At 41.8% G+C, this 26,208-nt stretch carries 9 protein-coding genes and 1 pseudogene; 1 reads left to right on the top strand and 9 read right to left on the bottom strand.

What is annotated here, in order from left to right; all coding sequences use genetic code 11:
• Positions 1 to 186: 186 nt before the first annotated feature.
• From NSTCB13_RS11105 to NSTCB13_RS11070, 8 genes and pseudogenes are all read right to left on the bottom strand, one after another.
• Positions 187 to 4,485 (bottom strand): amino acid adenylation domain-containing protein, encoded by a 4,299-nt coding sequence (locus NSTCB13_RS11105; RefSeq protein ID WP_445629597.1) that lies wholly within the window; start codon positions 4,483 to 4,485, stop codon positions 187 to 189.
• Positions 4,485 to 7,748, bottom strand: a pseudogene (locus NSTCB13_RS11100) (non-ribosomal peptide synthetase); the annotation flags it as partial. The gene NSTCB13_RS11105 and the pseudogene NSTCB13_RS11100, both read right to left, overlap by 1 nt.
• A gap of 66 nt (positions 7,749 to 7,814) precedes the next feature.
• Positions 7,815 to 8,957 (bottom strand): acyltransferase family protein, encoded by a 1,143-nt coding sequence (locus NSTCB13_RS11095; RefSeq protein WP_448272411.1) that lies wholly within the window; start codon positions 8,955 to 8,957, stop codon positions 7,815 to 7,817.
• A 239-nt stretch (positions 8,958 to 9,196) separates the two neighbouring features.
• Positions 9,197 to 10,195 carry a cupin-like domain-containing protein gene (locus NSTCB13_RS11090; protein ID WP_445629595.1) on the bottom strand — a complete coding sequence of 333 codons (999 nt, stop codon included), beginning with the start codon at positions 10,193 to 10,195 and terminating at the stop codon, positions 9,197 to 9,199.
• A gap of 87 nt (positions 10,196 to 10,282) precedes the next feature.
• Entirely contained in the window at positions 10,283 to 11,812 is a 1,530-nt protein-coding gene (locus NSTCB13_RS11085; RefSeq protein WP_448272410.1) for an aminotransferase class III-fold pyridoxal phosphate-dependent enzyme, read from the bottom strand.
• Positions 11,793 to 15,215 (bottom strand): type I polyketide synthase, encoded by a 3,423-nt coding sequence (locus tag NSTCB13_RS11080; protein ID WP_448272409.1) that lies wholly within the window; start codon positions 15,213 to 15,215, stop codon positions 11,793 to 11,795. The genes NSTCB13_RS11085 and NSTCB13_RS11080 overlap by 20 nt, the downstream gene beginning before the upstream one ends.
• 3 nt (positions 15,216 to 15,218) lie before the next feature.
• Positions 15,219 to 17,243 carry a non-ribosomal peptide synthetase gene (locus tag NSTCB13_RS11075; RefSeq protein ID WP_448272408.1) on the bottom strand — a complete coding sequence of 675 codons (2,025 nt, stop codon included), beginning with the start codon at positions 17,241 to 17,243 and terminating at the stop codon, positions 15,219 to 15,221.
• A 612-nt stretch (positions 17,244 to 17,855) separates the two neighbouring features.
• Positions 17,856 to 20,531: an alkaline phosphatase family protein gene (locus NSTCB13_RS11070; protein ID WP_448272407.1), complete on the bottom strand. Its 2,676-nt coding sequence runs from the start codon at positions 20,529 to 20,531 to the stop codon at positions 17,856 to 17,858.
• Between the two features lie 35 nt (positions 20,532 to 20,566).
• Here NSTCB13_RS11070 and NSTCB13_RS11065 point away from each other — a divergent pair, with 35 nt between their 5' ends.
• On the top strand, positions 20,567 to 20,707 hold the full coding sequence (locus NSTCB13_RS11065) for a hypothetical protein (protein WP_448272406.1): 141 nt from the start codon (positions 20,567 to 20,569) through the stop codon (positions 20,705 to 20,707).
• Between the two features lie 340 nt (positions 20,708 to 21,047).
• Here the strand turns inward: NSTCB13_RS11065 and NSTCB13_RS11060 are convergent, their stop codons facing one another.
• On the bottom strand, positions 21,048 to 25,820 hold the full coding sequence (locus NSTCB13_RS11060; RefSeq protein ID WP_448272404.1) for an esterase-like activity of phytase family protein: 4,773 nt from the start codon (positions 25,818 to 25,820) through the stop codon (positions 21,048 to 21,050).
• Positions 25,821 to 26,208: the final 388 nt, after the last annotated feature.

Raw genomic sequence — 26,208 nt, 5'->3', positions numbered from 1 at the left:
ATAGCTTATTGTCTGATTTTTATTCAAGCCTCAGTATATATACTACGTATTTTCCAGCTTCTAACTGATACAAGGGCTTTAATGGCATCAAATTTATACATGTATAGTTAAAGTTATTACCCACAAATAAAACAACCCCATCCCGCAAGCGAGATGAGGTTGAAAGCTATAACTATTTCTGTAAATTTAGATGTCTACAATAGCTCGATCTATACAAGCCCTCATTTTTTCAGCTAGAGTTCGAGCATGGGGTTCTCTAAAAATAGAGTCGTGGTTTCCTGGGACATTTTGAATATCCAAATCTCCTAATACCATTTCACTCCAACCCATTTTGGGGTCAACCTCCCGTTTTTCTAATGCATTGCGCTCTTCTGCTCGGAATACAGTAACTCGACCTGGATAAGCTTTTAGAACGTATTCTCTGGCTGCCTGTTTATTGGCCTCTTCGATTGTTAATTTACGGTAGTTATAAGGTACAGTCCGCCAGATTCTTAAGGAAAACTTAAAGATCAATTTTCGGAACTTTTCTTGAAATTTATACTTCAGCCAAGAACTTTTGTTCCTGATTTGCTCAAGCACGTAATTAGTTCCAAGTTTTGTCAGGTTGTCCCAATGCTGAGAAACTCGCTTTTCTAATGGCGCTTGTTTAATGTAATTTGGGCCAGTAGTATCAAATAAAGCTAACAGAGCTACTTTTTGACCTTGTTTGACTAGTTGTTGAGCCATTTCCCAAGCTACTAATCCGCCAAAAGAAGAGCCACCCAAAAAATAAGGGCCTTCAGGTTGAATAGTTTGTATCTCTTTGATGTAATGAGCCGCCATTTCTGCAAGCTTGGTAAAGGGAGCTTCTTTTCCACTTAATCCTCGTGCTTGTAGTGCATAAAATGGCTGATTTTCACCTAAATGAAGTGATAAATCTCGATAGTAGAGGACACTTAAACCAATTGCATGGATACAAAATAGAGGTGGCTTAGAACCGTTGGGCTGCATTGGTACTAGTGATGACCAAGGTATCGATTTTCCTGAGTTGGGAGTAGTACTACTTTTAACTTTATTATGGCTTTCTGGGAAAAACCCTTGCTGGCGAATAAAATTAGTTAATTGCTCAATAGTTGAATATTGCAAGAGAATAGCTAAGGGCAGGTTTAGTTCAAATGTTTTTTCAATCTGAGAAAACAAGTGTACTGCAAGTAGTGAGTTTCCACCTAAATCAAAAAAGTTGTCTTTTATGCCAATGGGATGCATACCTAAAAGGTCTTCCCAAATTTTAGTTAACTGAAGTTGTAATGGATCTTCTGCTGTGGCAAATATTTTTTCTGTTTTAGAATTAGTTGGATTCAGTGCAGATAAAGCTTTGCGATCGACTTGACCATTAGCATTCAATGGCAGAGAATCGACTATGAAAAAGGCAGAAGGCAACAAATATTTAGGCAGCTTTTGCTGGAGAAAACTCAGCAGTTGCTCACTCCCAAAAGTTTCTCCTTGTTTGGGAACAATATAAGCAACTAAACTTTTATCCCCAGGAACATCTTCTTTGGCAATCACCACAGTTTTTTGTACGCCTGGATATTGCTCTAAAATTGTTTCAATTTCAGCCAACTCAATGCGAAAGCCGCGAATTTTTACCTGATTGTCTAAGCGGTCTAAAAGCTCAATGTTGCCGTCATTTAAGTAGCGTCCTAAATCACCAGTTCTGTAAAGGTATGCCCCAGATTCGCTGCTAAAGGGATTGGGGATAAATTTCGCAGATGTTAATTCGGGACGATTAAAGTGGCCTTGGGTAACACCGATACCGCTGATGTAAATTTCACCAGTTACACCAATAGGGAGGAGTTGCGATCGCCCATCAAGAATGTAGACTTGGGTATTGGCGATCGCTTTTCCTATGGGAATTTCTGACCGAGTGTTACTGGCTTCAGTGGCAGTCTTAGGATCGTAAACTGTGGCGGTTAAGGTTGTTTCTAGCGAGCCATAAGCATTCAGCCAGCGTACTTGCTTGCCAACTTTTTCTACCCAAGTTAGATAAGCATGGCGTGAAACTTTTTCACCACCAACCATCACTAAGCGCAAGCTAGCTGGCAAGGTTTGGGGAGATAGAGATGGCTCTTTAACTAACTCATACCAAAAAGAAGTAGGTAAATTGACAACAGTAATCTGTTGTTGAGCAATGAATAGGAAAAATTGTGCTGTCGAGTTTTGTAGCTTTTGAGGCTGGAGAATTGCGGTAGCACCAGTAATCCAACAGGGGAAAAGTGATTCAATAAAAGTATCGCAGCTGATACTAGGTATAAGTAATAGGCGATCGCTCTGGGTCAACTCCCAAGTTTCACTTATTGCCAAGCTGTGGCTGACAAGATTATGGTGGGTAATAGCTATACCGTTTGGTTTTCCATTGGAGCCGGACACATACATTACACAGGCGAGAGTCCGATATGTGCCATAACTTTCTGGATTTTCAGTCACGTGTACGGCAATAACTTCCCACTCACTATCCAAACAGATAGCTTGTGCTTGATGCTCAGAGAGTTTGTCAACTAATGAGCTTTGGGTTAACACCAAAGATATTTGGGCATCTTCTAAAATCACAGCCAGACTATCTTGCCCAGATGTCGGAGCGATCGGTACGTAAGTTCCACCGACTTTTAAAATACCCAACAGCCCGACAATCATCTCTAGGGAAGGCTCTAGATAAAGACCGATGAGTACCCCCGATTCTACCCCTAAAGTTTGCAAATAGTAGGCTAGTTGATTTGCCCGTTGGTTAAGTTCTTGATAAGTTAGTTGCTGATTTTCAAACCTGACTGCAATCTTATTTGGAGTTGCTTTAGTTTGAGTTTCAAACCACTGATGGATACAAGTATCCTGGGGATAATCAGCTTGTTTGCTATTCCACTCAACTAACAATTGATGTTGTTCCGGTGCTGTCAACAGGGGTAATTCAGCGATCGGGCGATCGGGATTAGCAACAATACCTTCAAGTAAAGTTTTGAAGTGTCCCAACATCCGCTCTATGGTACTGGCATCAAACATCTCGGCATTGTAATCAAATACCATACCTAGACCATTATCCTGTTCCCGCAAGACCAATGTCAGATCGTATTTGGTCTTGCCATGATAGATGTAGCCAAATAAAGAAGTGATAGTCAAATCAGGTAGTTGCACTGATGCCATACCACGACCATTCGACCAAGGAGGATTGAGGGAGAATTTTACCTGCAACAGGGGCGAGCTATTGCGACTTCGCTGTTCTGGTCTAAGTTCTTCAATTAGCTTCTCAAAGGGTAGGTCTTGATGGGTGTAAGCTTCTAAGCAATCCTTACGCACGCGGTCTAATAATTCTCGGAAAGTTGGGTTTCCTGCAAAATTACTCCGCAGTACAAGAGTATTAGAAAAAAATCCAATCAGCCCCTCGGTTTCAACTTGTCCTCGACCTGCACTTGCAAAGCTAATTAGTAAGTCTTCTTGTCCAGAATAACGGTAGAGCAATAGCTCAAATGCTGCCAGTAGAGTCATGAACAGGGTGACACCCCATTTTTGACTCAAGTCTGTTAGGGCATGGTTCAGCGTCTTTGATAGCAGCAGGGCCCCGCGATCGCCTCGATAGGTTTGCACTCCTTGAGGACGGGGGCGATCGTAAGGTAACTCAATGATCGGTAAATTGCCTTCTAGCTTTTGCTTCCAGTAGTTTACCTGTGACTCTAAAACTTCTCCTTGGAGCCATTGATATTGCCAATTGGTAAAATCAGCATACTGTACTGGTAAGGGAGTTAAAGGAGAAACTTGACCTGCTGATAATGCTTTATAGATGGTAGTGAGGTCTTGATAGAACAGATCGGACGAAGCACCATCACAAACTATGCAGTGCATATTCCAGATTAGCAGATGTTCGCGATCGCTCAATCGCAGCAATAACACCCGCAAAATCGGCCCATTAGCTAAATCAAAGGGTTGATGAGCTTCTTTTGTTGCCAGTAGGTGAGCTTCTGCCTCTCGTTGTTCATCAGGTACTTGCCGCAAGTCAATTATTGGCAATGTCAAGGAAACATCGGTGGCAATGACTTGAGTGGGTTTTCCATTCACTGCTGGAAAAGTTGTCCGCAGAACTTCATGGCGACGGACGACTTCTCTTAAACTTTCCTCTAAGACAGCAACATTGAGATTCCCCGTAAAACGCACCACAACCGGCATATTATTTGAGGAACTATCAGGCTCAAACTGATGCAGGAACCATATCCGTTGCTGACCAAAGGAAAGCGGCAAGTTGCCATTCCGTTCACAAGCGACAATTGGGGGAATCTGTGAACTGGCGGCTGTAGTAATTTGTCGGAGAAAGTTGATGATTTCGGCTTTTTGAGTTTTTAACTCCGTCAGCAATTCTGGTGTGAGACTATCTTTTGCCGCCCGATAACGTAAGCGATCGCCTTCTAGCCAAAGTTTAACATCGCGCTGACGTAGCTCAGATAGTAGTTCATCTAATGTTTTCATAGCTCACCTTCCTCGTAATCATCAGCCGTTTCACTCTCAGCAGCTTGAACACCTTGGGTTGCCCAACGCAGAGTTTCCACTCGTTCAGCCAAATCTGCTACTGTTGGTAATTCAAATAAATTCGACATCAGAATTTCTGCTTGCAAAGCTTGGCGCATTCGAGAAATCACTTGAATTCCTAGTAGAGAATATCCACCCAATTCAAAAAAGTTGTCGTAAATCCCGACTCGCTTGACATTTAAAACCTGCGTCCAGATATCTGCAATCTGCTGCTCAATGGAAGTGCGAGGCGCTACATAATTTGCCTCCAGTTCTGGGCGGGAAGCATCTGGTTTTGGCAATGCCTTGCGATCGACTTTGCCATTGGGGGTTAACGGCATAGCTTCTAGTGCCATAAAGATCGTTGGCACCATAAAGTCAGGAAGCTGTTGTTTCAAGAATCGACGCAACTGTGAAATCACTTGCAAGCTATCTTGACCAGTTTCGGCAACAATATAACCGACTAGACTAGTCTCATTAGGAGTGTCTTCTCGAACAATGACAACGGCTTCTTTTACTTCTGGATGTTGCAAGAGTGCGGTTTCAATTTCACCCAATTCTATGCGGAAACCACGTAATTTTACCTGATAGTCGATACGACCCAAGTATTCAATATGCCCATCTAGTAAATAGCGAGCCAAATCTCCAGTTTTGTATAAACGCGATTCCGGGTTTGGGCTGAAGGGATTAGAAATAAATCTTTCAGCAGTCAGTTCGGGACGATTCAGATATCCCCTTGCTAGTCCTTCGCCACCAATATACAACTCACCTGATATACCAATGGGAACGGGTTGTAAATGGGAGTCTAAAATGTAGATTTGCGTATTAGCTAGAGGGCAACCAATGTTTATTGCTTTATTTGCCGTTGTCACCTTATAGCCTGTTGACCAAATCGTTGTTTCTGTGGGCCCGTAGAGGTTCCACAGACAAGCTCCTTTTGGTAATAATTGATTTGCGAGGTCTCTAGGTAAGGCTTCACCTGTGGAAATCATCTTCAATTGAGGACTACCTTGCCATCCGGCTGCCAGTAATAGCCGCCAAGTAACTGGCGTCGGTTGCATAAAGGTTGCGCCGGAGGTGGTTAGGGTTTTTAACAGTTGAGTACCATCAGCCGCAACTTCACGACTCACCAATACTAACTTCGCACCTACAGACAGAGGTAGAAAAATTTCTGAAACGGCAATATCAAAAGATAGGCTAGTAACAGAAAGGAGAGTATCTTCAGCAGTTAAACCGGGTTCTTTTGCGATCGCCTGAAGAAGATTAACAGCACTCTGATGTTGAATTTGAACGCCTTTCGGTTGACCTGTTGAGCCAGATGTATAGATGACGTAGGCTAAGTTATAGGCAGTGACGTTATCTGTCGGGTTATCTAACCCGGAATTATTTATGGATTGCCAATTGCTATCAAGGCAAACAATCTTTGCCTGATGGTTGGGTAGTCCCGATTTTAGCTTCTCCTGCGTTAGTAGCACTGACACCTGAGCATCTTGCAGCATGAAAGCTAAACGTTCTTGAGGATAAGCATAATCTAACGGTACATAAGCTCCCCCGGCTTTGAGAATGCCTAAAACTCCTATAACCATTTCCAAGCTGCGCTCGACACACAGACCAACCAGAACTTCTGGTCCGACTCCTAAGCTTTGGAGGTAATGGGCTAGCTGATTGGCTTGCTGATTCAGTTCGCGGTAGCTAATTTGTTCATTTTCAAAAACTACAGCGATCGCATCTGGAGTCTTCTCCACTTGAGTTTCAAACAGTTGGTGAATGCAGATATCTTGGGGATAAGCTGTTTGAGTATTGTTCCATCTTGCTAATAACTGTTGCTCAACTGCTGGCAAAATTGGCAATTTAGCAATAATTTGATTAGGGTTAGCAACTATACCAAATAACAAAGTTTCAAACTCTGCCATCCGGCGGCGGATAGTATCAGCGTCAAATAAGTTAGTGTTGTACTGGCATTCCAGAATAAGTTCACCATGCGATTCTGTAGCATTGATAAACAGTTCAAAATTCTCGAATGCGCGGGGATTGGAGAAAAATTCTACCTCTAAATCAATAAACGGAAGCCGATCGCTGTCTAAGGCTTGATCGACATTAAATATAATTGGTACTAAGGGAATGCGGCTAGAATCCCGTGGCAATACTAATTTTTTGACCAGACTACCAAAGGTAAATTGTTGATGGTCATAAGCATCTAAGACAGCCGATCGCCGCGTTTGCAAGTAGTCACTGAACGATTTTTCGCCATTAATTTGGCTACGCAATGGTAGTAAATTAACACAGTGACCTACGAGATTATATTGCCCTAAAGCAGCTTGTCCGGCGGCTGGAATACCTACAACTAAATCGTTTTGTCTTGTTAGACGGTGCAGCCAGACCTCAAATCCTCCCAGGATTGTAGTCATAAAGCTACAACCGAGTTTTGTTCCTAGTTGTTTGAGATTGGCAACTAATTCGGAATTTAAATGCCAATCTTCGCGAGCAGCGTTAAAGGTTCTGAGTGGCGGACGGGGGCGATCGCTAGGGAAATCGAGTACAGGTACATCAGCGAATTGTTGTAACCAGTATTGTTCTGTGGCGATCGCTTCTGGACTATCCGCCTCTTCTTCCTGCAAAATCGCATATTCACTTAAGTAGTCTGGTTCTTCTAATTCAGGAACAATACCCTGTTGCAAGCCAGAATAAAATTTACCCAAATCTGGTATCAGCACAGCCCAAGACCAACCATCACAAATAATATGATGGGCTGTCAAAATAGCTAGATGCTCCTGCGGCTGCAATTTGACAATTTTTGCCCGAAATAGAGGACCATGTTCTAAATCAAAAGGTTGCTCTACCTCTTGTCGCAAGATACTAGCTAATTTTTCCTGTTTTTCCTGTGGTTCTAGGTTAGACAATTCAATAATAGGAATTTCAATTTGCCGAGAAGCAACAATGCAGAGTGTATTGCCATCGGTACTAAAAGTTGTCCGTAGTGCTTCATGACGTTGTACTAACTTTTCTACCGCAGATTGGAAAAGTTTAACATCAAGTTCGCCTTTTAGTCGCAGAGATTGAGACTCATTATAAGCACAATTAGCAGCATCGCCCATTTGCACAGAAGCCCAAATTTCTTTTTGTGATTCTGTAGCGGGGGCGGTTAGAAGTAATTCTCCATCTGCAAATGGATCAAAATCAACCGCAGTTAATGTCGATTGGTAATCTACAGGTGATAAGGTCATAAAACTCTATTATTTTCTCAGTTTATTGAATGTGGATAAATCTCAATCTTTTTTAGATTACTGACTTTAAATACCTTGTTTAGCCAAAATTGTAGACTTTAAATAATTACGTGCCGGGACTTCTACATATTTATATGTCAATGATGCAGTCAATAAGACAATCATAAGAAATACCCCTAAAGATGTCAACGATTGATATTCTGTGAACTCTTTACCAAAAACATCATGAAATTTATAAAGCCAGAATGATTTTAACAATTCTTGAACAAACCAATGAACCATATAAATTGAGTAAGAGATAGTTCCGATGTATAGCATTAACTGTGAATTGAGGAACTTTGATATTAAAATTTTGTTGTTGATAGATACAGATAAAATTAGTAGAGAAAAAGCTGGTAAAACTAGCCAATCATGAATGTTACGGAAATGATGCCAGTAGTAATGCATAATCAAAATTATCCAAGTTATAGCTATAACTGCCAGAAAATTAAGATTAAAATACTTTTGATAATTACCTATATGATAAATTTTGTAAGTTATAATACCAAGGATGCATTCTAGCCCACATCTAGCTATCGAAGGTATACCAATAATCGTATCTAAATTTCCACGGGTAAAGGTGATTAGTAGTAATATACAAAAAAGAGTAGAACTATAAATTATCAAATCATTTTTGAATTTATTTTTTAATAAAAGTAATAATAAAAATGGAAATATACAGTAAATTAAAAACTCTACACTTATTGACCAAGCTGGCTCATTCCAATAGGTATTACACCATAATAAAGGTAGGCACTTTAGGTCAAATGCTTGGAGAAGAAAAATATTGGAAAAAAGAGCCGTTAAGTTAAATTTACCAGTAAAAGCAGAAGTGTTTAAGAAAAGTAATTTTACAACCTCTAATCCAAAAAATAGAAAAATAATAAATATATGCAAAGGATAAATTCTCGCAAAACGTGAGAATAAATATGAACGATAGTTCTTTAAACTAACTTTTAAACCAAAAGTATCGGCATAAACGTGGGTCATGATAAAACCACTTAGAATAAAGAAAAAATCAACCCATAAATATCCATTTTGAAAAAAATTAGTATAGGCTGACAAAGTTGAACCTGTTTTCGGTAAACCGTAGTAAGAAAAATGGTGTACAACAACAACCAAGGCTGCAATACCGCGTAAAGAAGTGAGCGATTTGATGTGTTTATACATTGAGATTTTGGGTTTTAATTTCTATCTATAGCAATCCTATTTAAATTGTAAATTCTTTTTTTAAATTAGATGCGTAGTTGATTTATTTTGGCTAAAAGAGGATGTACAAAAACACTTATTTAAGTATAAAAAAAGCTACGCAAAGTATCTAGAAGAGAAGATTTCACAAACTATTTAGAATTGCTATAGAACACCGATTCAGTATTCAGGCTAATTAATAATTAGTCATTTGAGAAAAATTAGATTTTTTTCACAATCTTGTTGATAAATTCCTTTAACTTTCCCTCAATAGATTTTAGTTTTAATACACCAGAGCGCAGGATCATAAATTTACTTTTCGGTTGGCGATCGGATAGAAGACCCAGAGCAAAAATTTTGAGCCGATCTTTCAAAGCAGATTTATCTGGTGGAGTGGGTTTTAATCCCAGTCTGCGTAAGTAGCTGTTGACTTGATATATTCTGGCTTTGAGATCGTAAGGTCGCAGATAAAAGAGGATACTCAAAGCTACAGAGACATTATTACCATTTTTAGCCCAATGGGGTGCCAATATCGGATGATGGAGTCCTTTGCCTGGTTGCAAGTGGTAAACTCTTGCTTTACTCTGATTTTCCTCTTTATAATTTGCTACGTTCAGGTCGCCTACATAAAATTTTTCAATTTCCTCTTCGCTCAGTACAGAACGATCGCTTTGATTGAAGAGGCTCATATCTTTCTCGCCCTGAATTTGAAACAGAAAATTCAACTCACTATCGATATGGTAAGGTGTAATAGAATTTGGGGAACCAATAAAGATGTAAGCACCTAGCCAGGTCATCTGCTGCCGAAGGGGTTTACCTGTAAGAGTTTCGAGTTCAGTTATAATCTGGTTGACCAAGGCAGCATATTCTGGATCTACTTGAACATCTTCAAGCATGACCCAAGAATCCGATTCCCCAATATGTGCGATCGCTTCGTTAATTTGCTTGATTCCAGGTCGCTGATTCCACTTTTGCTCAACAGGAACTTTGCTGATATAAGACTGGATTTTATTTGTTCTACCCTGACTTAGCATGGTATTTGCAAGCTCAACTAAGCGAGGGATCTCAAATAAAGGATGTCCTGCAAGGTTGTGCGAAAACATGAAGTGAGAAGAGTTGAAGTTTTCCCGAAAGTTTGAAAAATCGGTTTCAATGATTTGTTCGGGAATTTTTAGATCGGACTTAATAGAACTCGGTTCAAGTAGATTATCAACTGACATACAAAACCTGGATGGATGAGTATTTACTATTTGCAAAAATTACTGACGCTCGCTACACTTTCTATACACTTGATTTTTTAAAGCACTTCAGAAAACACTTGCGACTTGTAAATATTTCCCAGGACGCTCGGTATCGGGGATATACCAAGCGGGGTTTCCTTGGGGATCTCGTCCTAATTTGGCATCAGGTTGCGGAGGACGATTACGTAAACTGTTATTGGTTTGGCGGTTTGTTACTTCTATAGGCGGTGCAGACAAGAAGCCAGCAGACTGCATTTCGGCAATACTTTCTTTAAAGGCTGCCATTACTAAAGCCAGATCGGCTTCGGAATGGGCTGTTGTCAAAAAGCAAGGACGGTGATCCCAAGTATGCACTCCCTTATCCCGCAGCAAGTAAAACAGTAAATCTCCGTAGGGAAACTCTGGTAAAGACTTCACCATAAACAAGGAGCCGAAATTATAAGCTGTAAACGGAGCCTGAACTTGCTGGAAATAGCCCATGAGTTCCGCTACAAACTTATCGGTTCTGGCATTGAGATTTTGCTGCAAGCTGGGGCCACTCTGTTTTAAATGTTGAAGTACTGCTTTGGCTGCGGCTAGTGCTAAAGGATGGCGGACGAAAGTGCCGGCGAAGTAAGTCACACCTACTTCTGGAACGGAGTCATCGCCAAACTGCCAAAACCCACCATCCAAAGCATCCATATATTGTGATTTGCCAGCAATGACTCCAATTGGTAGCCCACCGCCCACAATCTTACCGTAGGTTGCTATGTCCGCCTTGATACCGAAATGCGCTTGAGCGCCACCTGGATGAATTCTAAATCCGGTAACGATTTCATCAAAAATTAGGGCAATACCAGCTTCTTGTGTGAAATCACGCAATTGCTGGAGGAATTCTTTAGGTTGGTATTCAGGGCGACGGCTTTGCACAGATTCCACCATCACTGCTGCTAACTCATCAGCCCGACTTCTGAGGATTTCTAGAGACTCAGGCGAATCATAGTCCACCACCAAAATGTTCTCTACCATTTCCGGTGGGATACCAGGAGCAGCAGGAATTGACCGGAGTTTCTTTGTACCTCGAACAATTACTTCATCCAAAATTCCGTGATAAGCTCCAGAAAAGATGGCAATTAAGTTACGCCCTGTGATAGTACGTGCCATCCGCATCGCTCCCAGCACCGCTTCCGAACCTGTGTTGCAAAAAGCTGCTCGGTCAAAGTTGGTCAACTCACACATTAGCTTTGCCACTTCTCCAACGAGGGGAGTTTGCGGCCCAATTTCCATGCCGAGTTTGAGTTGTGCTTCAATAGCTTCAGTAATGAAAGCTGGCGACCAACCAAACAAATTCAAGCCAAAGCCATTGCTTAAATCGACATATTCATTGCCATCAACATCCCAAAGTTTAGAACCTGAAGAACGAGACGCCACGATGGGGTAAACCATCTCTTTCATCGTCGGATTAAACCCAGAAACAGTTCTTGGGTCTGCCAAATAAGGGCGATGAGTTTGAGTATATTCTTTGGATTTTTGAGTCCGTTTTGTATATCTTTGGATAATTTTATCTAGATGAGTGCGTTGTTGGGCTGTCAAAGTTTTAGTCTGGGGTCTTTTCAATTCGAGCAGCCGCACCAAATGCCTTTTTAGCACCATTTGACTCTGTTTCTACTGATGCTGATTCTTTGCTGGTTTGGGTTGGGGGGACAGATACAGCATTTTGTGGCTTGACACCATTATTTTGAGATGTTGCCGCAGGTACAACTGGGACTGTTACAGATTGACTGCTATTCCCCAATAGCGCCAATTGCTGGCTCATAATTTGTAGCTGCTGATTAATCACACCTTCTAGGATGCTACTAGATGCAGCAGGTTGGAGGGAAATCTTAGGTGCAGATCCATTCGATCCATTTGTATGAAGTTCATGAACTACCAAGGTAGGTGATGTGGTTACAGGTGCAGGTTCTGGCAATGGGGCTTCGGGAACGATATCTGCAACGGTTTCTGTTAATCCTAATGCGGATAAAGTTTCGGGAGACAAGGCTGAATTGATAAAGTCAGCCAGTGTTCCTAAATTGGGGTAAATTTCTAGTAACTGCCTAAGTGTGACTTTGACTTGAAATTTTTTCTTTAACGCTAGCCCGACTTGTGTCAGAGATAAGGAATCTAATCCCATTTCTAAAAATGTTATCGAGTCGTCAACACTAGCAATTTCCAATCCTGATGTTTCTTCGATAATTTGTTTGAGCAGAGGAATAAGTTTTTGCTGAGGGGATGTTGTCATAGTTTGGGTCTTTTCTAATAATTGGGGATTTGGAAGTTTGGAAGTTGCTGCCCGATTGGGATGAGGTGGAGGATCAATCCAGAAGCGTTGGCGTTCAAAGGGATAAGTCGGTAGAGGAATTCGTTGTCGCGTTTCCCTTTGATAGAAGTTGCTCCAGTTAATTGATACTCCTGCTAACCACAGTTGTCCTACTGCCTTGAGTAATGCCGTCCATTCGGCTTCGTTTTCGGCGTTATCACCCAAAGAAGGAATCGCAATCTGTTGTTTAATGTCTTTTGCTTGTTGGCGGGCTAGGGTTGTAGTTGTGATTCGCGGCCCTACCTCTAACAGTAGGCGTTCTGGCTGCTGCCATAAGGTTTGTACGCCCTCTGCAAATCGCACAGTCTGACGCAGATGTGTAGCCCAATACATCGGATCGGTTGCTTGTTGGGCTGTAATCCAGTCGGCGGTAACTGTGGATACAAAGGGAATTTGGGGTGGCGATAATTTAACTGTCCCAACTACCTCAGCAAAGGGGTGAATGATGCTATCCATCATTGGGGAGTGGAAAGCGTGGGAAGTGTGTAAATGGCGACAGATAACTTCTTCATTTTCTAATTGTTTTTGCAGAGATGCGATCGCCTCTGTGGGGCCAGAAATTACACACAGAGAAGGGCCATTAATTGCAGCGATCGCTAGTTCTGCACTCAATCGCGGCTCTATCTCTTTGGCTGGTAGGCGCACTGAAAGCATAGCCCCTGCCGGTAATTCCCACATGAAGCGTCCGCGAGTTGCAACCAACATCAGCGCATCTTCTAAGGTGAATACACCTGCAATACAGGCGGCGACAAATTCGCCAATGCTGTGACCAATCATGGCTTGGGGCTTGACTCCCCAACTTTGCCATAGTTGTGCTAAAGCGTATTCAATGACGAATAGTGCTGGTTGGGTAAAGCAGGTTTGTCGCAATAAGATAGCCGCAGTTTCGCGCTCGCTCGGTGCTGGATAGATGATTTCTCGTAAATCCCTGCCCAGTAAAGGCTTAAGGATTTCAGCACATTCATCTACTGCTTCCTGAAACACAGGTTCGTAGTTGTAGAGATTCAATCCCATGTTCACATATTGCGATCCTTGTCCGGGGAACATGAAGACAACGGCTGGATTGCGGATTTCTATGTGACGGGTATTTACTTGATTTGAATCTAAAGATTGCAGGGCTGCGATCGCATCTGTAATATCGTGACAAACTATACTGCGTCGGTAGTTAAAAGCTTTGCGCCCTCGCTGTAGGGTATAAGCTACATCAGCTAAGTTAATTTCGGCATTATATTGTAAATGTTGCTGCAAATTCGCTGTTGCAGCCTCTAAAGCTTGACTAGTTTTTGCCGAAAGCAACAATAGCTGCTGCGGGCGAGAAGATCCGGAACTTTGGATTTGTGGCGCTTCTTCTAGCACAATATGAGCATTAGTGCCGCCGACACCAAAAGAACTCACACCTGCTCGTCGCAAAGTTTCACCTTCTGACCATTCAGCTAGTTTGGTATTTACATAGAAGGGGCTGTTAGCAAAGTCAATCTTGGGGTTGGGAGCCTCAAAATTTAAACTAGGTGGGATCTTTTTATAATGCAGAGCGAGAGCGGTTTTAATTAACCCTGCGACTCCTGCCGCCGCAACTAAATGTCCGACATTGCTTTTAAGAGAGCCGATCGCACAAAATTGTTTAGCATCTGTATGTACCCGGAATGCTTGCGTCAGCGCTTCAATTTCAATTGGATCGCCTAAAGGTGTAGCTGTGCCGTGAGCTTCAATATAAGAGATGGTTTCTGGATGGAAGTTGGCGTAAGCTTGCGCCATTGCAATGGCCTCTGCTTGTCCGTCTACGCTGGGAGCGGTAAAGCTCACCTTATCAGCGCCGTCATTATTGATACCAGAACCTCGAATTACGGCATAGATGCGATCGCCATCATTGAGTGCATCTTCTAAACGCTTGAGGACAACTACTCCTGCGCCATTATTGAACATTGTGCCCTGAGCGCTGGCATCAAAGGGACGACAATGCCCATCTCCAGACAACATACTGCCTTCTTGTGCCACATAACCACTATTTTGGGGTGTAGTCATAGATACACCACCAGACAAAGCCAAATCGCACTGATAGCTGGTTAAGGCTTGACAAGCCTGAATGACTGCTACTAAAGAAGTGGAACAGGCTGTATTGACGCTAACAGCTGGGCCTTTGAGGTTGAGTTTGTAAGCCGCACGAGTTGTCAAAAAGTCTTTTTCATTGGCTAACATCGTTTGAAACTCACCGATGCGATCGACAATTTCCATACGACCAGCAATATGGTTAGCAAAATAAGTATTTTGACCACAACCAGCGTATAAACCAATCAAACCCTCAAAAGACTCTGATTCATAACCAGCATTTTCTAGGGCTTCATAAACCAACTCTAGGAAAACTCTAGCCTGTGGGTCCATAACCACAGCTTCAAGTGGATTAATGCCAAAGAAAGCGGCATCAAAGGTTTCTCCCCCAGGAATTATTCCTCTAGTTTTTACATAGCTAGGATCTTTGCAAAGGTTCGGATCGATACTAGGATCTAGTTCTTCATCTTGAAAGAAAGTCGTTGATTCTAATCCCTCGCACAGATTGCGCCAAAATTCATCGACATTTCCAGCGCCAGGAAATCTTCCTACCATGCCAATAATGGCAACACCATCATTAGGATCTTGGTTATCGGATGCTTGCATATTTACCATTGCTTAAACACCTTGTTGATGATTACGGCGACGAGCACGAGCTGCTTGTTGGCGTTGGGCGCGATTTTGCAGTTTGTCAGAAGACGGTTGGCTGTTCTGGTTTGAATCCAAATACTTTGCTAAAGAGCCAATTGTTGAATACTGAAATAGCTTCACAGCAGATAGCTCAATATCAAGTTCTTGTTTTATTCGCGCAGCAACTTGGAGAATTGAGATTGAAGTTGCTCCCAAATCAAAGAAATTATCATCAATCCCAACGCGATCGATTTTGAGCAGTTCCGATAAAATACCTGCCAGCAGACGTTCTAAATCGGTTTGCGCAGCAATGTACGCTTGTTCGAGTTGCGGACGTTCTCTACTTGGTGCTGGCAATTTATGTCTATCTACTTTGCCATTTGCAGTCAAAGGCAGTGACTCTAACATCACAAATGCTGATGGCATCATGTAATTAGGTAGTCGCTGTTGTAAGAAACTACGTAATTTATTGTGCCTATATTCACTGTTATAGTGAGGAACAATATAAGCCGTTAACTGTTTTTCACCTGCTTCATCTTGACGAGCTAAGACGACAATTTCCCGAACGTCTGGATGTTGGGCAATTTCTCGCTCAATTTCCCCTAGTTCAATTCGGAAACCGCGAATTTTTACCTGATTGTCAATCCGACCTAAGAACTCGATATTGCCATCTGGAAGATAACGAGCTAAATCTCCAGTTTTGTAAAGGCGTGTTGCCAAATTGCAATCAAATGAGTGAGAAATGAATTTTTCGGCAGTTAGGTCTGGGCGGTTTAAATAGCCTCTAGCTAATCCATCACCACCAATGTACAATTCACCAGCTTCTCCAATTGATACTGATTGGAGGTTTTTATTTAATATATAAACTTGGGTGTTAGCAATTGGACGACCAATAGGAATCGAAACATCTAGTTGTAGTGGTGCTGTTATAGGATGGCAGCAGGTAAAAGTTGTATTCTCAGTAGGTCCATAACCATTAATTAGTTGACAGTTCTCTACTGTTTGGAGAAACTTCTGTACATGGGGAACAGATAAGACATCACCACCCGCTAAAAGTTGACGTAAGGATTTTAAAGCATCAATTTTTTCATCTACTATCAGGTGAAATAAACCGGCTGTCAGCCAAAGAGTAGTAACTTGGTATTGCTGAATAATCTGCCCTAATTCCTCTAAAGATGGTGTATTAGGAGGGTAAATTACTAGTCGCCCGCCATTAAGTAAACAACCCCAAATTTCAAAAGTGGAAGCATCGAAGGAAATAGGAGCAAGTTGCAGGATTACTTCTTCAGGTGTGAGTTGAGCATAATTAGTTTCTTTGACTAACCTAACTACACCACGATGGATAACGCTAACACCTTTGGGTGTACCTGTAGAACCTGATGTATACATGACATAAGCCAAGTTATCAGCAGTGACACTAGTGCTTAAGTTATCTTTTTTATTTTGAGCGATTGTGTTCCAATCTGCATCTAGACAAATTACAAATGCTGTGTGAGTAGGTAATTTGGTAACTAGTTCTTTTTGAGTTAATAGTATAGATATCTGGGTATCTGACAGCATGAAAGCTAAACGTTCTTGTGGGTAGCCTGGATCTAATGGTACATAAGCTCCACCTGCTTTAAGGATAGCTAAGAGTGCTACAACCATTTCAAAGGAGCGCTCTATGCAGATTCCTACAAGAATTTCTGTTCCTACCCCTAGCGATTGTAGATGTTTTGCTAGTTGATTAGCACGATTATTCAAATCTCTATAAGTAAGATGCTGATTATTAAAAATTAGTGCTACAGCATCAGGTGTTTTCTCGACTTGTGTTTCAAACAACTGATGAATAGACGCTTGTTGAGGATAATCAGTTTGAGGATGATTCAACTCTATTAGTAGGTTATTTTCAGATTTCAAAATAGGTAATCTTAAATTATCTCGTTCTAAGTTGCTTTCTGATGATGAAGGTTGACCATTAGTCATCAGTAATTCATTTTTATTTTGAGCCAATGAATTAGTTATTGGTTTCATTTTTAACTTGAAGCAGAAATATTTGTGTCAATGAATAACAAAAAATTGGGTATATTTAAATTTAAGAAGAGATGTTTATTTTTCGTATTTAGATAAACAGATAAAATCAAAAGTGGAAAAGCGTTTTTATATTTTTTTATTAGTGTTTACACGTAGGGTATATGGTTACATTGTTAGCTTTTAAATTAGATTAAAAGATTAATTTCACAAAAAATTATGCCGCAATCCTACAATATTTGTGTGAAAGGGCATTGACTCTAAGATTTAGTTCTCTCATTCTGACCTATTTCCTCAAAATCGTAGTTAGTTTCAGTACATCTTCACTGAAAATTAAAACTTTAGAGATGTTTGCAATGGGAATATTAACTGTACGCAGGCTGATTTCGAGATAACAAGAAGAATTAATACCTTGAGGAACAAGGAATACTGCGATTTTAGCAACTGATAAGTAATGTAAACTCTTCGAGGTAGGTTGAACTCCAGCAAAACGAGAATAGGGTGAGCATTACAATGCCCACCCCACAATAACCAACTATTTGCTGTAGTCTATGTAATTGAAAACCGCTGTTTCAACTGATAGTTATTTCTGCCGTGCTGCACTAGCCTAACAGACTAAGCCACAACACTAGCAGAGAAAACGAAGTCATTTGCTGTCAGGTTAGTTGAGGTAATTTGTAGTAATGAAGCCAACTCGGTATTTCCGAGTTTTACGATAGTGTCAGCACCCTGTTGCAATAGGGTTAGAGCACTAAATTGAGTGACGCCAATCCCGCCCAGCCCGATTTTATCAATACCGATCGCAAAATCAGTCACAATGTTCTTACTAGATGGCAGACTGGCGTTAACAATCCAGAACTGGTCAGCACCAGCACCACCAGCAAGGCTATTACCACCCTTTTGTCCAGCAAATAGCACATCATCACCATCACCACCAAATAGTGAATCATTGAAATTGGAGAATAATTTGTCATCTCCAGAGCCACCATAGAGACGGTTATTGCTACCATTACTGGTGAGGGTGTCGTTACCTGAGCCACCGAAGGATAATTGACGAGTACCTTCAACTACTGCGATCGTGTCAGCACCTGCGCCTCCAAACAAATTATTATTACCACTAGCTTCGACTACGGTAACTTCATCATTACCATTGCCACCATCAGCATTAGTGTTGTTAGCAGGGCCATTTGCGCCAATCAAGACTCGATCGTTACCATCCCCAGTGGACACAGAGGAGTTACTACCAACTACCACCGTGTCATCACCGCTTCCAGTCAAGATTGTATTACCTTTATTACCTTGTACAAAGTCTGCTCTGTCACCTGTAAATAAGGTTTGATTTGGCTTGAGGGTGACATCATCACTACTGGTAGAACCAAATTGAAGGTCTAGTGTTGTTAGTCCAACAGTACCACCATCAAACCCTGCGGCTGTAAAGTAATGAGTATTGCCTACACTTTGAGAATCGAGAATTGTAGCTTGACCATTAGCAGTTTCTTCTGAAGTCAAGACTTCTTTAGTGGAGAAAACTGTATCCGGGCCTCCTACCAAGGCTTCTGTAATGGCACGACCTTTCAAATCGCCATTACTGGGAATATCTAACCCTAAAATCCGAGCAAGTGTAGGCGTTACATCAGCATTACTAACGGGCGCATAGTCCACATAGCCTTGTTTAAAATCAGGGCCAATAGCCTCCATATTATTGAAGGTATCACCTCGACCAAAGCTGCCATGCATCCCCTGCCCTTGCTGCAAAGTTGTATCAGCAATTTCTACTTGAGCTTGAGGGTTGTTTGGGTTATTTGGGTCGCTGCTAAAGGTTTTGAAGTTGATAACTATAGATGGAACTGGTGTTTTAGCATCACCTTTTAGCCCGATCGCACTCAGTGGTAAAGCACCTGGAATAGTTCCGTAGGCATCGTCTACAAAAATACCACTGATGTAGTCTTTTTGTGAAAGCAAATTCACTACCTGTTTGGCTAAGTCAGCATTGCCATTAGGTAGATAAATCAAGTCAGAACCACCATTGGCAGCTACAACTATCTTTGTACCTGGGTCAAGCTGGCCATTAATTACCTCACCTGTGCCACCAATTACACCATTCCCAGAAATAGGACGTTGACCTTTTGTGGCATCAACAGTTGCATACTGGATGTGGTTAAGGTCTGGGGGAAGGGTTGTAGGGTTAGGATCGTATAAGGGTAGACCTAGATCGTGAGCCAAATCAATTGCCACAAAACCTGCTGGTAAAAATCCCGGATTTACGCCCTCGTATGTTTGGGTGGCAGCATAACTTGTAGTTTTTGTCCCTTGGCTATCAATAGCTTGTTTGCTGATGGTAGAAAAACCGTGGTCAGAAGTAACAAAGACATCAGTAGTCTTGTCCAAGCCTGTACTCTTGAGATAGTCAAGAAGCTGCTTTAAATTATCATCAGCATTTTTGACCCCAGCTTTTGAAGTAGGGCCATTGATACCTGGTGTCAAGGTATTTAAACTATCACCCTGATTGTGTTGACTACCATCAGGATCTCTTGACCAGTAAACCAATGCGAATGGTTTACCATCTTCCTGAAACTTGGGTAAAATTACTTTGGTAGTGGCATCTGCAAAGTATTGTTGTTGAGCCACATTGGCATTCAGGGTGCCAGGAGTTGTGTTGGTACCAGCTGGCTGGACTCGCGGTGTCGGTTTTACATCTAAACCAGCAGCTTGTAACCGACTAACAATATCTGGATCGAGTGGAACAGCAGAAGGTGAACCGGCAGCTGTAGGCGGCGGGGTTGCACCATTTGTAGTGTCATCAATAATAATTGTATCGGGAGTAGGAATAGTACCTGTAGTACCACCTTCTCGGTTAACTTGGGTAACATCTTGAATCGCAACAGGCCCTAATTTACCAACTGCTGCTGTGTTGAAACCCTGCGATCGCGCGTAAGCTAAGAGTGACTCTTCATCTAAAAAGTTGTTACCGGGGAATTTTTCATCAATATCCCCCAGAACCGCATCATTTTCGATAAATGGCGTGACACTACCATTGGCATTAGCACTAGGAAAACCAGTGTATATGGTGTTGCTAAAGTCACCTGTATCACCAAGATAATGCCCCGTGGCGATCGCAGAAGCATTTGGGGTGGTGAATGTCGGAAAGATCGAATGACTATTGGCGAAAGTAACTCCCTGCTGACGAATGCTATATAAAGTCGGGGTATCAATTGGGTTTACAGAACCGTTACGCAATCCATCTGCAACAAAAATAATGACATTTCTACCGTTGCCATTTGTATCAGTCATGCCGACTACTCCTTAAGTATTATGAGCTGCGAGCGATGCCTACGACTGGCTACCTCTACGCAGCAATTGTGTGTTTATATGAGCGATTAATTACACTCAACCCAGGCAAAAAATTTTTGGCTACAGAAACCCAAGTAGTATTTGGCGACAAAATGCTTAAAGTCTACAAAAATTAGTGGAGATAAATTAATGAACTTAAATCTGGTTACTTTCTCAAAAGATAGTTGTTCAATGTTTAAGGAAAGTTATAAACAAGTTAAGATTTGGGACAAGAAGCAGAAAGATTCTTAAAGGCAAAATTACTATATAGGAATCCGATTTGATTAATGAACATATTTGCGTAGGAAGGGAACAGGGAAAAAGGGATTTAGGGGTGTACTGAGTTTTTTCACCCAATTAAATATGAGTTCTATAGAAGATATAAAAAGCGAGGGAATATAATTCCCCCGCATTAGCAAAATCGTTACAGCTTAACTAATGAATGAATATTGAATCTAAGCTGTAATTATCTTTTGGCTAAACTACACTGGCAGAAAAAACGAAATCATTTGCTGTAAGGCTAGTTGCTGCAATTCCCAGCAATGAAACCAACTCTGTATTGCCGGTTTTTACGATAGTGTCACTACCTTGTTGCAACAGTGTTAAAGCACTAAATTGACTAATGCCAGTGCCACCAAGCCCGATTTTATCAGTGCCGATCGCAAAATCAGCCACGATATTCTTACTAGATGGCAGACTGGCGTTAGCAATCCAGAACTGGTCAGCACCAGCACCACCAGCAAGGCTATTACCACCCTTTTGACCAGCAAATAGCACATCATCACCATCGCCACCAAATAGTGAATCATTTACACTGGAGAATAATTTGTCATCTCCAGAACCACCATAAAGACGGTTATTGCTACCATTACTGGTGAGGGTGTCGTTACCTGAGCCACCGAAGGATAATTGACGCGAACCTTCAACTACTGTCAAAGTATCATTACCTGCTGCCCCAAGTAAATTATTAGTACCATTGGCTTCTACTACGGTAACTTCGTCATCACCAACGCCACCATCAGCATTAGTGTTGTTAGCAGGACCATTTGCGCCAATTAAGACTCGATCGTTACCATCCCCAGTGGACACCAAGGAGTCACTACCGACTACCACAGTGTCTTCACCGTTTCCAGCCTGGATTGTGTTGCCTTTAGTACCCTGTACAAAGTCTGCTCCGTCACCTGTGAGTAAGGTTTGATTTGGCTCAACGGTAATATCATCACTGCTATTAGAGCCAAATTTAATTTCTTCAGCTTGAGGTTGACCTAAACCAGGAGCAAGGTTAAGGGGCTTCTCTAACTTCAGCAGTAGAATTTCATTATTATCTATGACTGGATTTTGAGGATCGTTTCCAGGACGACCTGTAGAGAAAGGATAGTTGTTGTCATTAGCGACCAAAATGGTGTTTTTGTCAACAACTAAAACATTTTCAATTGTTTGAAAGGGAAAGTCAAAGTTAGTTTTGCCATCTCCATTGAGGTCATTGGGGTCTTGGATATTTAACAAGTCTGCAACTTCTTCTTTCGCTACATAGCCATTAGAATCTGTTTTAGACAAGTCTACTTTGTAGATTCTCTTAAATTTAGCCGCAGCTCCTTGATTGTTATCCCGTTCAATGACTAAGTATTCATTATCATTGATAACTGCTAAATCCCCAATCGAATTTGAGGGATTGTCCAGTCTGTAGTAAAGTTTTCTATCACTATACTTGTGACTAGCTAAATCAAATTCGTTAATCCGCAAAGCACCAGGAGTATCACCTTGAACCGTACCTTCTAGGAGGAAATAAAGCTTAGTTTTGCTGGCATTAATTGCTCCACCTTCAAAACCTTTAGAACCAGCCAAGTTAGCAAAAGCATCTCCTGAGAGAACGTCGGGATTTTGTGGCGATCGCACTACATTATACTGAGGATCGTCTCTAAGTTTATCCCGTACTTTATCGGCGATATCTGGGAAATCTGAGAAGAGTGCATCTACCCCTAATTGATAAAACTGTTGAATTTCTGACTCTAGCTTGCCTTTGTAATCTGCTGCTAAGAATTGATCTTCTGCCCGGAAAGTGTAGGGATGAACCTGCAATCCGGCATTGTGAGCATCTTGAATTAAGGTAGAAGGAGGTAATGTTGTTTTATCAGCATCATTGACTGCTCCATCCCCATTCACATCATCAGCTTTGCCATCACCATTAGCATCAGTACCTTTGACGCTAACAATCATCCGTTTCCAAGGGCCAATGCCATCAGCATAAGTCGCAACTTCAGCCAAGCCTTCTGGAGTTCGTAAGTCGCCATAGGTGCGAGTGTCACCACTGACTTTCAAATCATAAGGCTGACTTTCAATAATTTTACCGTTGATGTCAATATCACTGGCATCTAGAAGTTGGATGAGTGGAATATCTACGCCTGCCGCAGGCATAATGCGATCGTGCAGTTCTTTAAGGTTACTCACTTCAAAGGACTGGATGAAAATCCGACTGGGGTCAGTAAAGTTATTTGCTTTGAGCGTATCAATGAGTAACTGACTGATGTTTCTGTGTATTTTGTCCGTAGTGCCTACATAGGTGGCTTCATCAGCAAAATAGGTCGGATGCTTAGTTTCCGGGTAAATACCAATCTTTTTACCTGTCTTGGCTTCCACATCCTTAACCAAATTGATGATTTCCGTGAAGGTGGGAATCTCAAATTTATCGTCAAAGGAATGATCGCGGAAAGGTAAACGTTCTTCTGCTCTTAGAGTCTTGATTTCAGCTAAGGTGAAGTCTTCAGCAAACCAACCTGTAATTGTGTTTCCATCTAAGCTTACTGTTTTTTTGCGATCGGCAAACTCTGGATGTTTGTAAACATCTGTGGTTGTGTTGTTGAAATTGACAGTACCATCAGCGTTCAAAACTGCTAAGGCTGGCTCATGGCGAGCAATTAGCACACCATCTTTTGTCACAACCAAATCAGGCTCAATAAAGTCAGCACCGCGCTCAATTGCTTGCTTATAAGACTCTAAGGTGTGTTCTGGACGATAGCCACTTGCACCTCTGTGACCAATAACTTTAGGTGCTTCTCCATTTAATGTTTTGAATTGGTCGGGTGTAGCGATGGGAGCCTCTAATAACTTACCAGTGGCATCAAAATGCAGTAGGTAAGGGCCAAACTCGTCTCCCACCCAGATTGTCCCGTCTTTATCAAAGACGAATGACTCTACATCAAAGTCTGCACCAGTCAGCAATCTTTGAGTAGTTCCCTCATTCACAATTTCAAAAGGAACTTTATTGTTAGGGTCAGACAATTGAATGTAGTCTAAAACTTTAACGCTACCGTCGCCATTCTCTGTTCCCTTAAAATTCGGGTCTAAACGATTAATCCGCAGTAGGAAATCTGCACTATTGTCTTTGCTACCGTAACCATTGTCTGACAGGAAGTAGAAAGAGTTGCTGTTAGCAAATTGAACACCGCTAAAGCCTTGAATTGGCTGTCCTGGGAAAGGCCCGGTTCTGCCATTGGCTGAAATGTCTGCACCAGAAGCTGGCCCATCACTAAAGGTATCAGCAGGTAAAGAGGCAAAACCGACTAACTCAACTTTTGGCACTATTGAAGCAAACATTGTTTGGTAGATGTGGGTTTGATCGTTTAAACCCGCAATCCCTGGAATATCAGAACCGTAGGCGTTATAACCTTTACCTACCAAGCTATTTAACACTTCAGAACCAGCACCTTGGTAGTAAACAGGTACGGGACGGTTGGTGTGAGTTCCCCAACCATACTTGACATTCGGATCGGACCCCCAGTAATGTCCAACTTCTGCTGGAGTATCCAAATTGGTTAATGCTTCAGCACCTTGATTTTTTACTAAAGTCGGAAAATTACCGTCGAGAGTCAGGTAGTGATCGTGGTCAGCAGTAACGATTAGTAGATTTTCATCCCAACCACCATTTTTTTCGATCCAGTCAATCGTAGATCCAACTGCCTTATCGAAGTCCAAGGTGGTGCCGATCAAGTTGTCTATATTGTTATCATGGGCAGACCAATCGATATCGCCACCTTCAACCATTAACCAGAAACCATCGGGATCTTTACCCAATACATCTAATGCAGCACTTGTCAAGTCTTTGAGAGTTGGGTTTTCGTTAACCTCTTTGGCGATGAAAGATGCATCTGTCTCTCCCGGAAGCAGTGGACGTGTGGTGTCCACTTTGGTGTTATCACCTTGGTTAGTGAAAACGCTGAACATATCTAAACCAGTGGTGCTGTAGTCGCCGTTGGCAGAACTGACAGGCAAGTTACCATTTTGACCACGCGCACCGTATAGACCGAAGAGGCGATCGCCTTTTTCTGGATCGATTGTCGCCGCAGTTTGGGCTAGTTTCTGGGCGGCATTCTCACCCCGCTCCAAAAAGGTGTAATCGTAGATGTTATTAGTTGGTTTAGTGCTAAGTTCTGTGTAGGTGGATTGACTGATGTATTCATTGCTCCTATTAGGCTCAACCCCGTTTGGTAGTAAATCTCCAGGAGCAGAGAGTGGGTGTCCACCACCAAGTAATACTGTTGGTTGATAGACACGGAGTTGCTGTTGCAAGATGTTGTCTAATGCCGGATAGTCAGCATCATACTTGCTGCGACGGTTAACGTTGGCAGCAGCAGCAGCAGGTGTTGCATGATCGATGGGAACTGAAGTTACCAAACCAGTAGATTTACCAACTTCGTTTGCAGTTTTGAGAATTGTTTCTAGAGGATTCTCGAAAATATCAACGCCAACAGCGTTGTTGTAGCTTTTGACCCCAGTGTACAGAGTTGTTGCAGTGTTTGCAGAGTCAGGATAGCTGTACTTAATATATTCAGGATCGTTACCAGGAGTCCAAGGATTAACGCCGCCTCTGGTAGGGTCATAACCTACTAGGTTTCCAACAGCACCATCACTGACTTTTGCACCACCTGTTGGGGTATTACCTTGGTTAAAAGTTGGATCGAAGGTGAAACCAGGGCGAACCGGGCTTTCTCCTGTGATCGGATTAGTCCCGTCAAGGGCGGAATTACCAGTATTAAAAACTCCATTACTATCGGCGATCGTTGTCCCATAAGTGGTTGCCAAACCGTAGCCTTGGAGTGTTTGAAAGTTGAGTCCTTGACCCTTACCTTGTGTATAAAAATCACTCAGATTAGCGCCTGTCTTACCATTTTGAATCTCTTTGTAGATGGACGTAGCACGAGCCATTTCCCAGCCCATACCATCCCCAATCATAATGATGACGTTCTTAGCCATGAAAGAGAATCTCCCTGTGTTTAATTGTTGAGATGGTCTTCGCTCTAGTGGAATCAAAAAAGTAGTACAGCAGAATTCAGAATTCAGGAGTAAAACACGCTTTATACCTGAGTAACAGACTTTACTTGTGTACTTCAAAAACTTGAAATCTGCTGTGTTATTAGGGCAAAATGTGTAGTTCTAGACATCTAGAGATGTAGTTGAGTTGTAAACTTGTTGATTCTGAACTATTAAATATCAACCGCTATAATTGACATCTCACTAGAGGGTTAAGGTATCAAAATTAACAAACTTAATTGCATATTAATTAACATACATAGCAAAAGTTGTGAAAAAATTGTGGACTGGTTAAGAAATGTTGTATTGCAATCTTTTGCTTAATATGTTG

This window comes from Nostoc sp. DSM 114160, from assembly GCF_053470305.1.
Note: the sequence above shows the minus strand (reverse complement) of the source record. Positions and strands in the feature narration are given on the sequence as shown.

Coding starts and splice junctions, on each gene's coding strand:
- NSTCB13_RS11070 (WP_448272407.1), bottom strand. CDS start 20,531: ATGACTGATACAAATGGCAACGGTAGAAATGTCATTATTTTTGTTGCA.
- NSTCB13_RS11065 (WP_448272406.1), top strand. CDS start 20,567: ATGCCTACGACTGGCTACCTCTACGCAGCAATTGTGTGTTTATATGAG.
- NSTCB13_RS11090 (WP_445629595.1), bottom strand. CDS start 10,195: ATGTCAGTTGATAATCTACTTGAACCGAGTTCTATTAAGTCCGATCTA.
- NSTCB13_RS11095 (WP_448272411.1), bottom strand. CDS start 8,957: ATGTATAAACACATCAAATCGCTCACTTCTTTACGCGGTATTGCAGCC.
- NSTCB13_RS11080 (WP_448272409.1), bottom strand. CDS start 15,215: ATGGTAAATATGCAAGCATCCGATAACCAAGATCCTAATGATGGTGTT.
- NSTCB13_RS11075 (WP_448272408.1), bottom strand. CDS start 17,243: ATGAAACCAATAACTAATTCATTGGCTCAAAATAAAAATGAATTACTG.
- NSTCB13_RS11105 (WP_445629597.1), bottom strand. CDS start 4,485: ATGAAAACATTAGATGAACTACTATCTGAGCTACGTCAGCGCGATGTT.
- NSTCB13_RS11060 (WP_448272404.1), bottom strand. CDS start 25,820: ATGGCTAAGAACGTCATCATTATGATTGGGGATGGTATGGGCTGGGAA.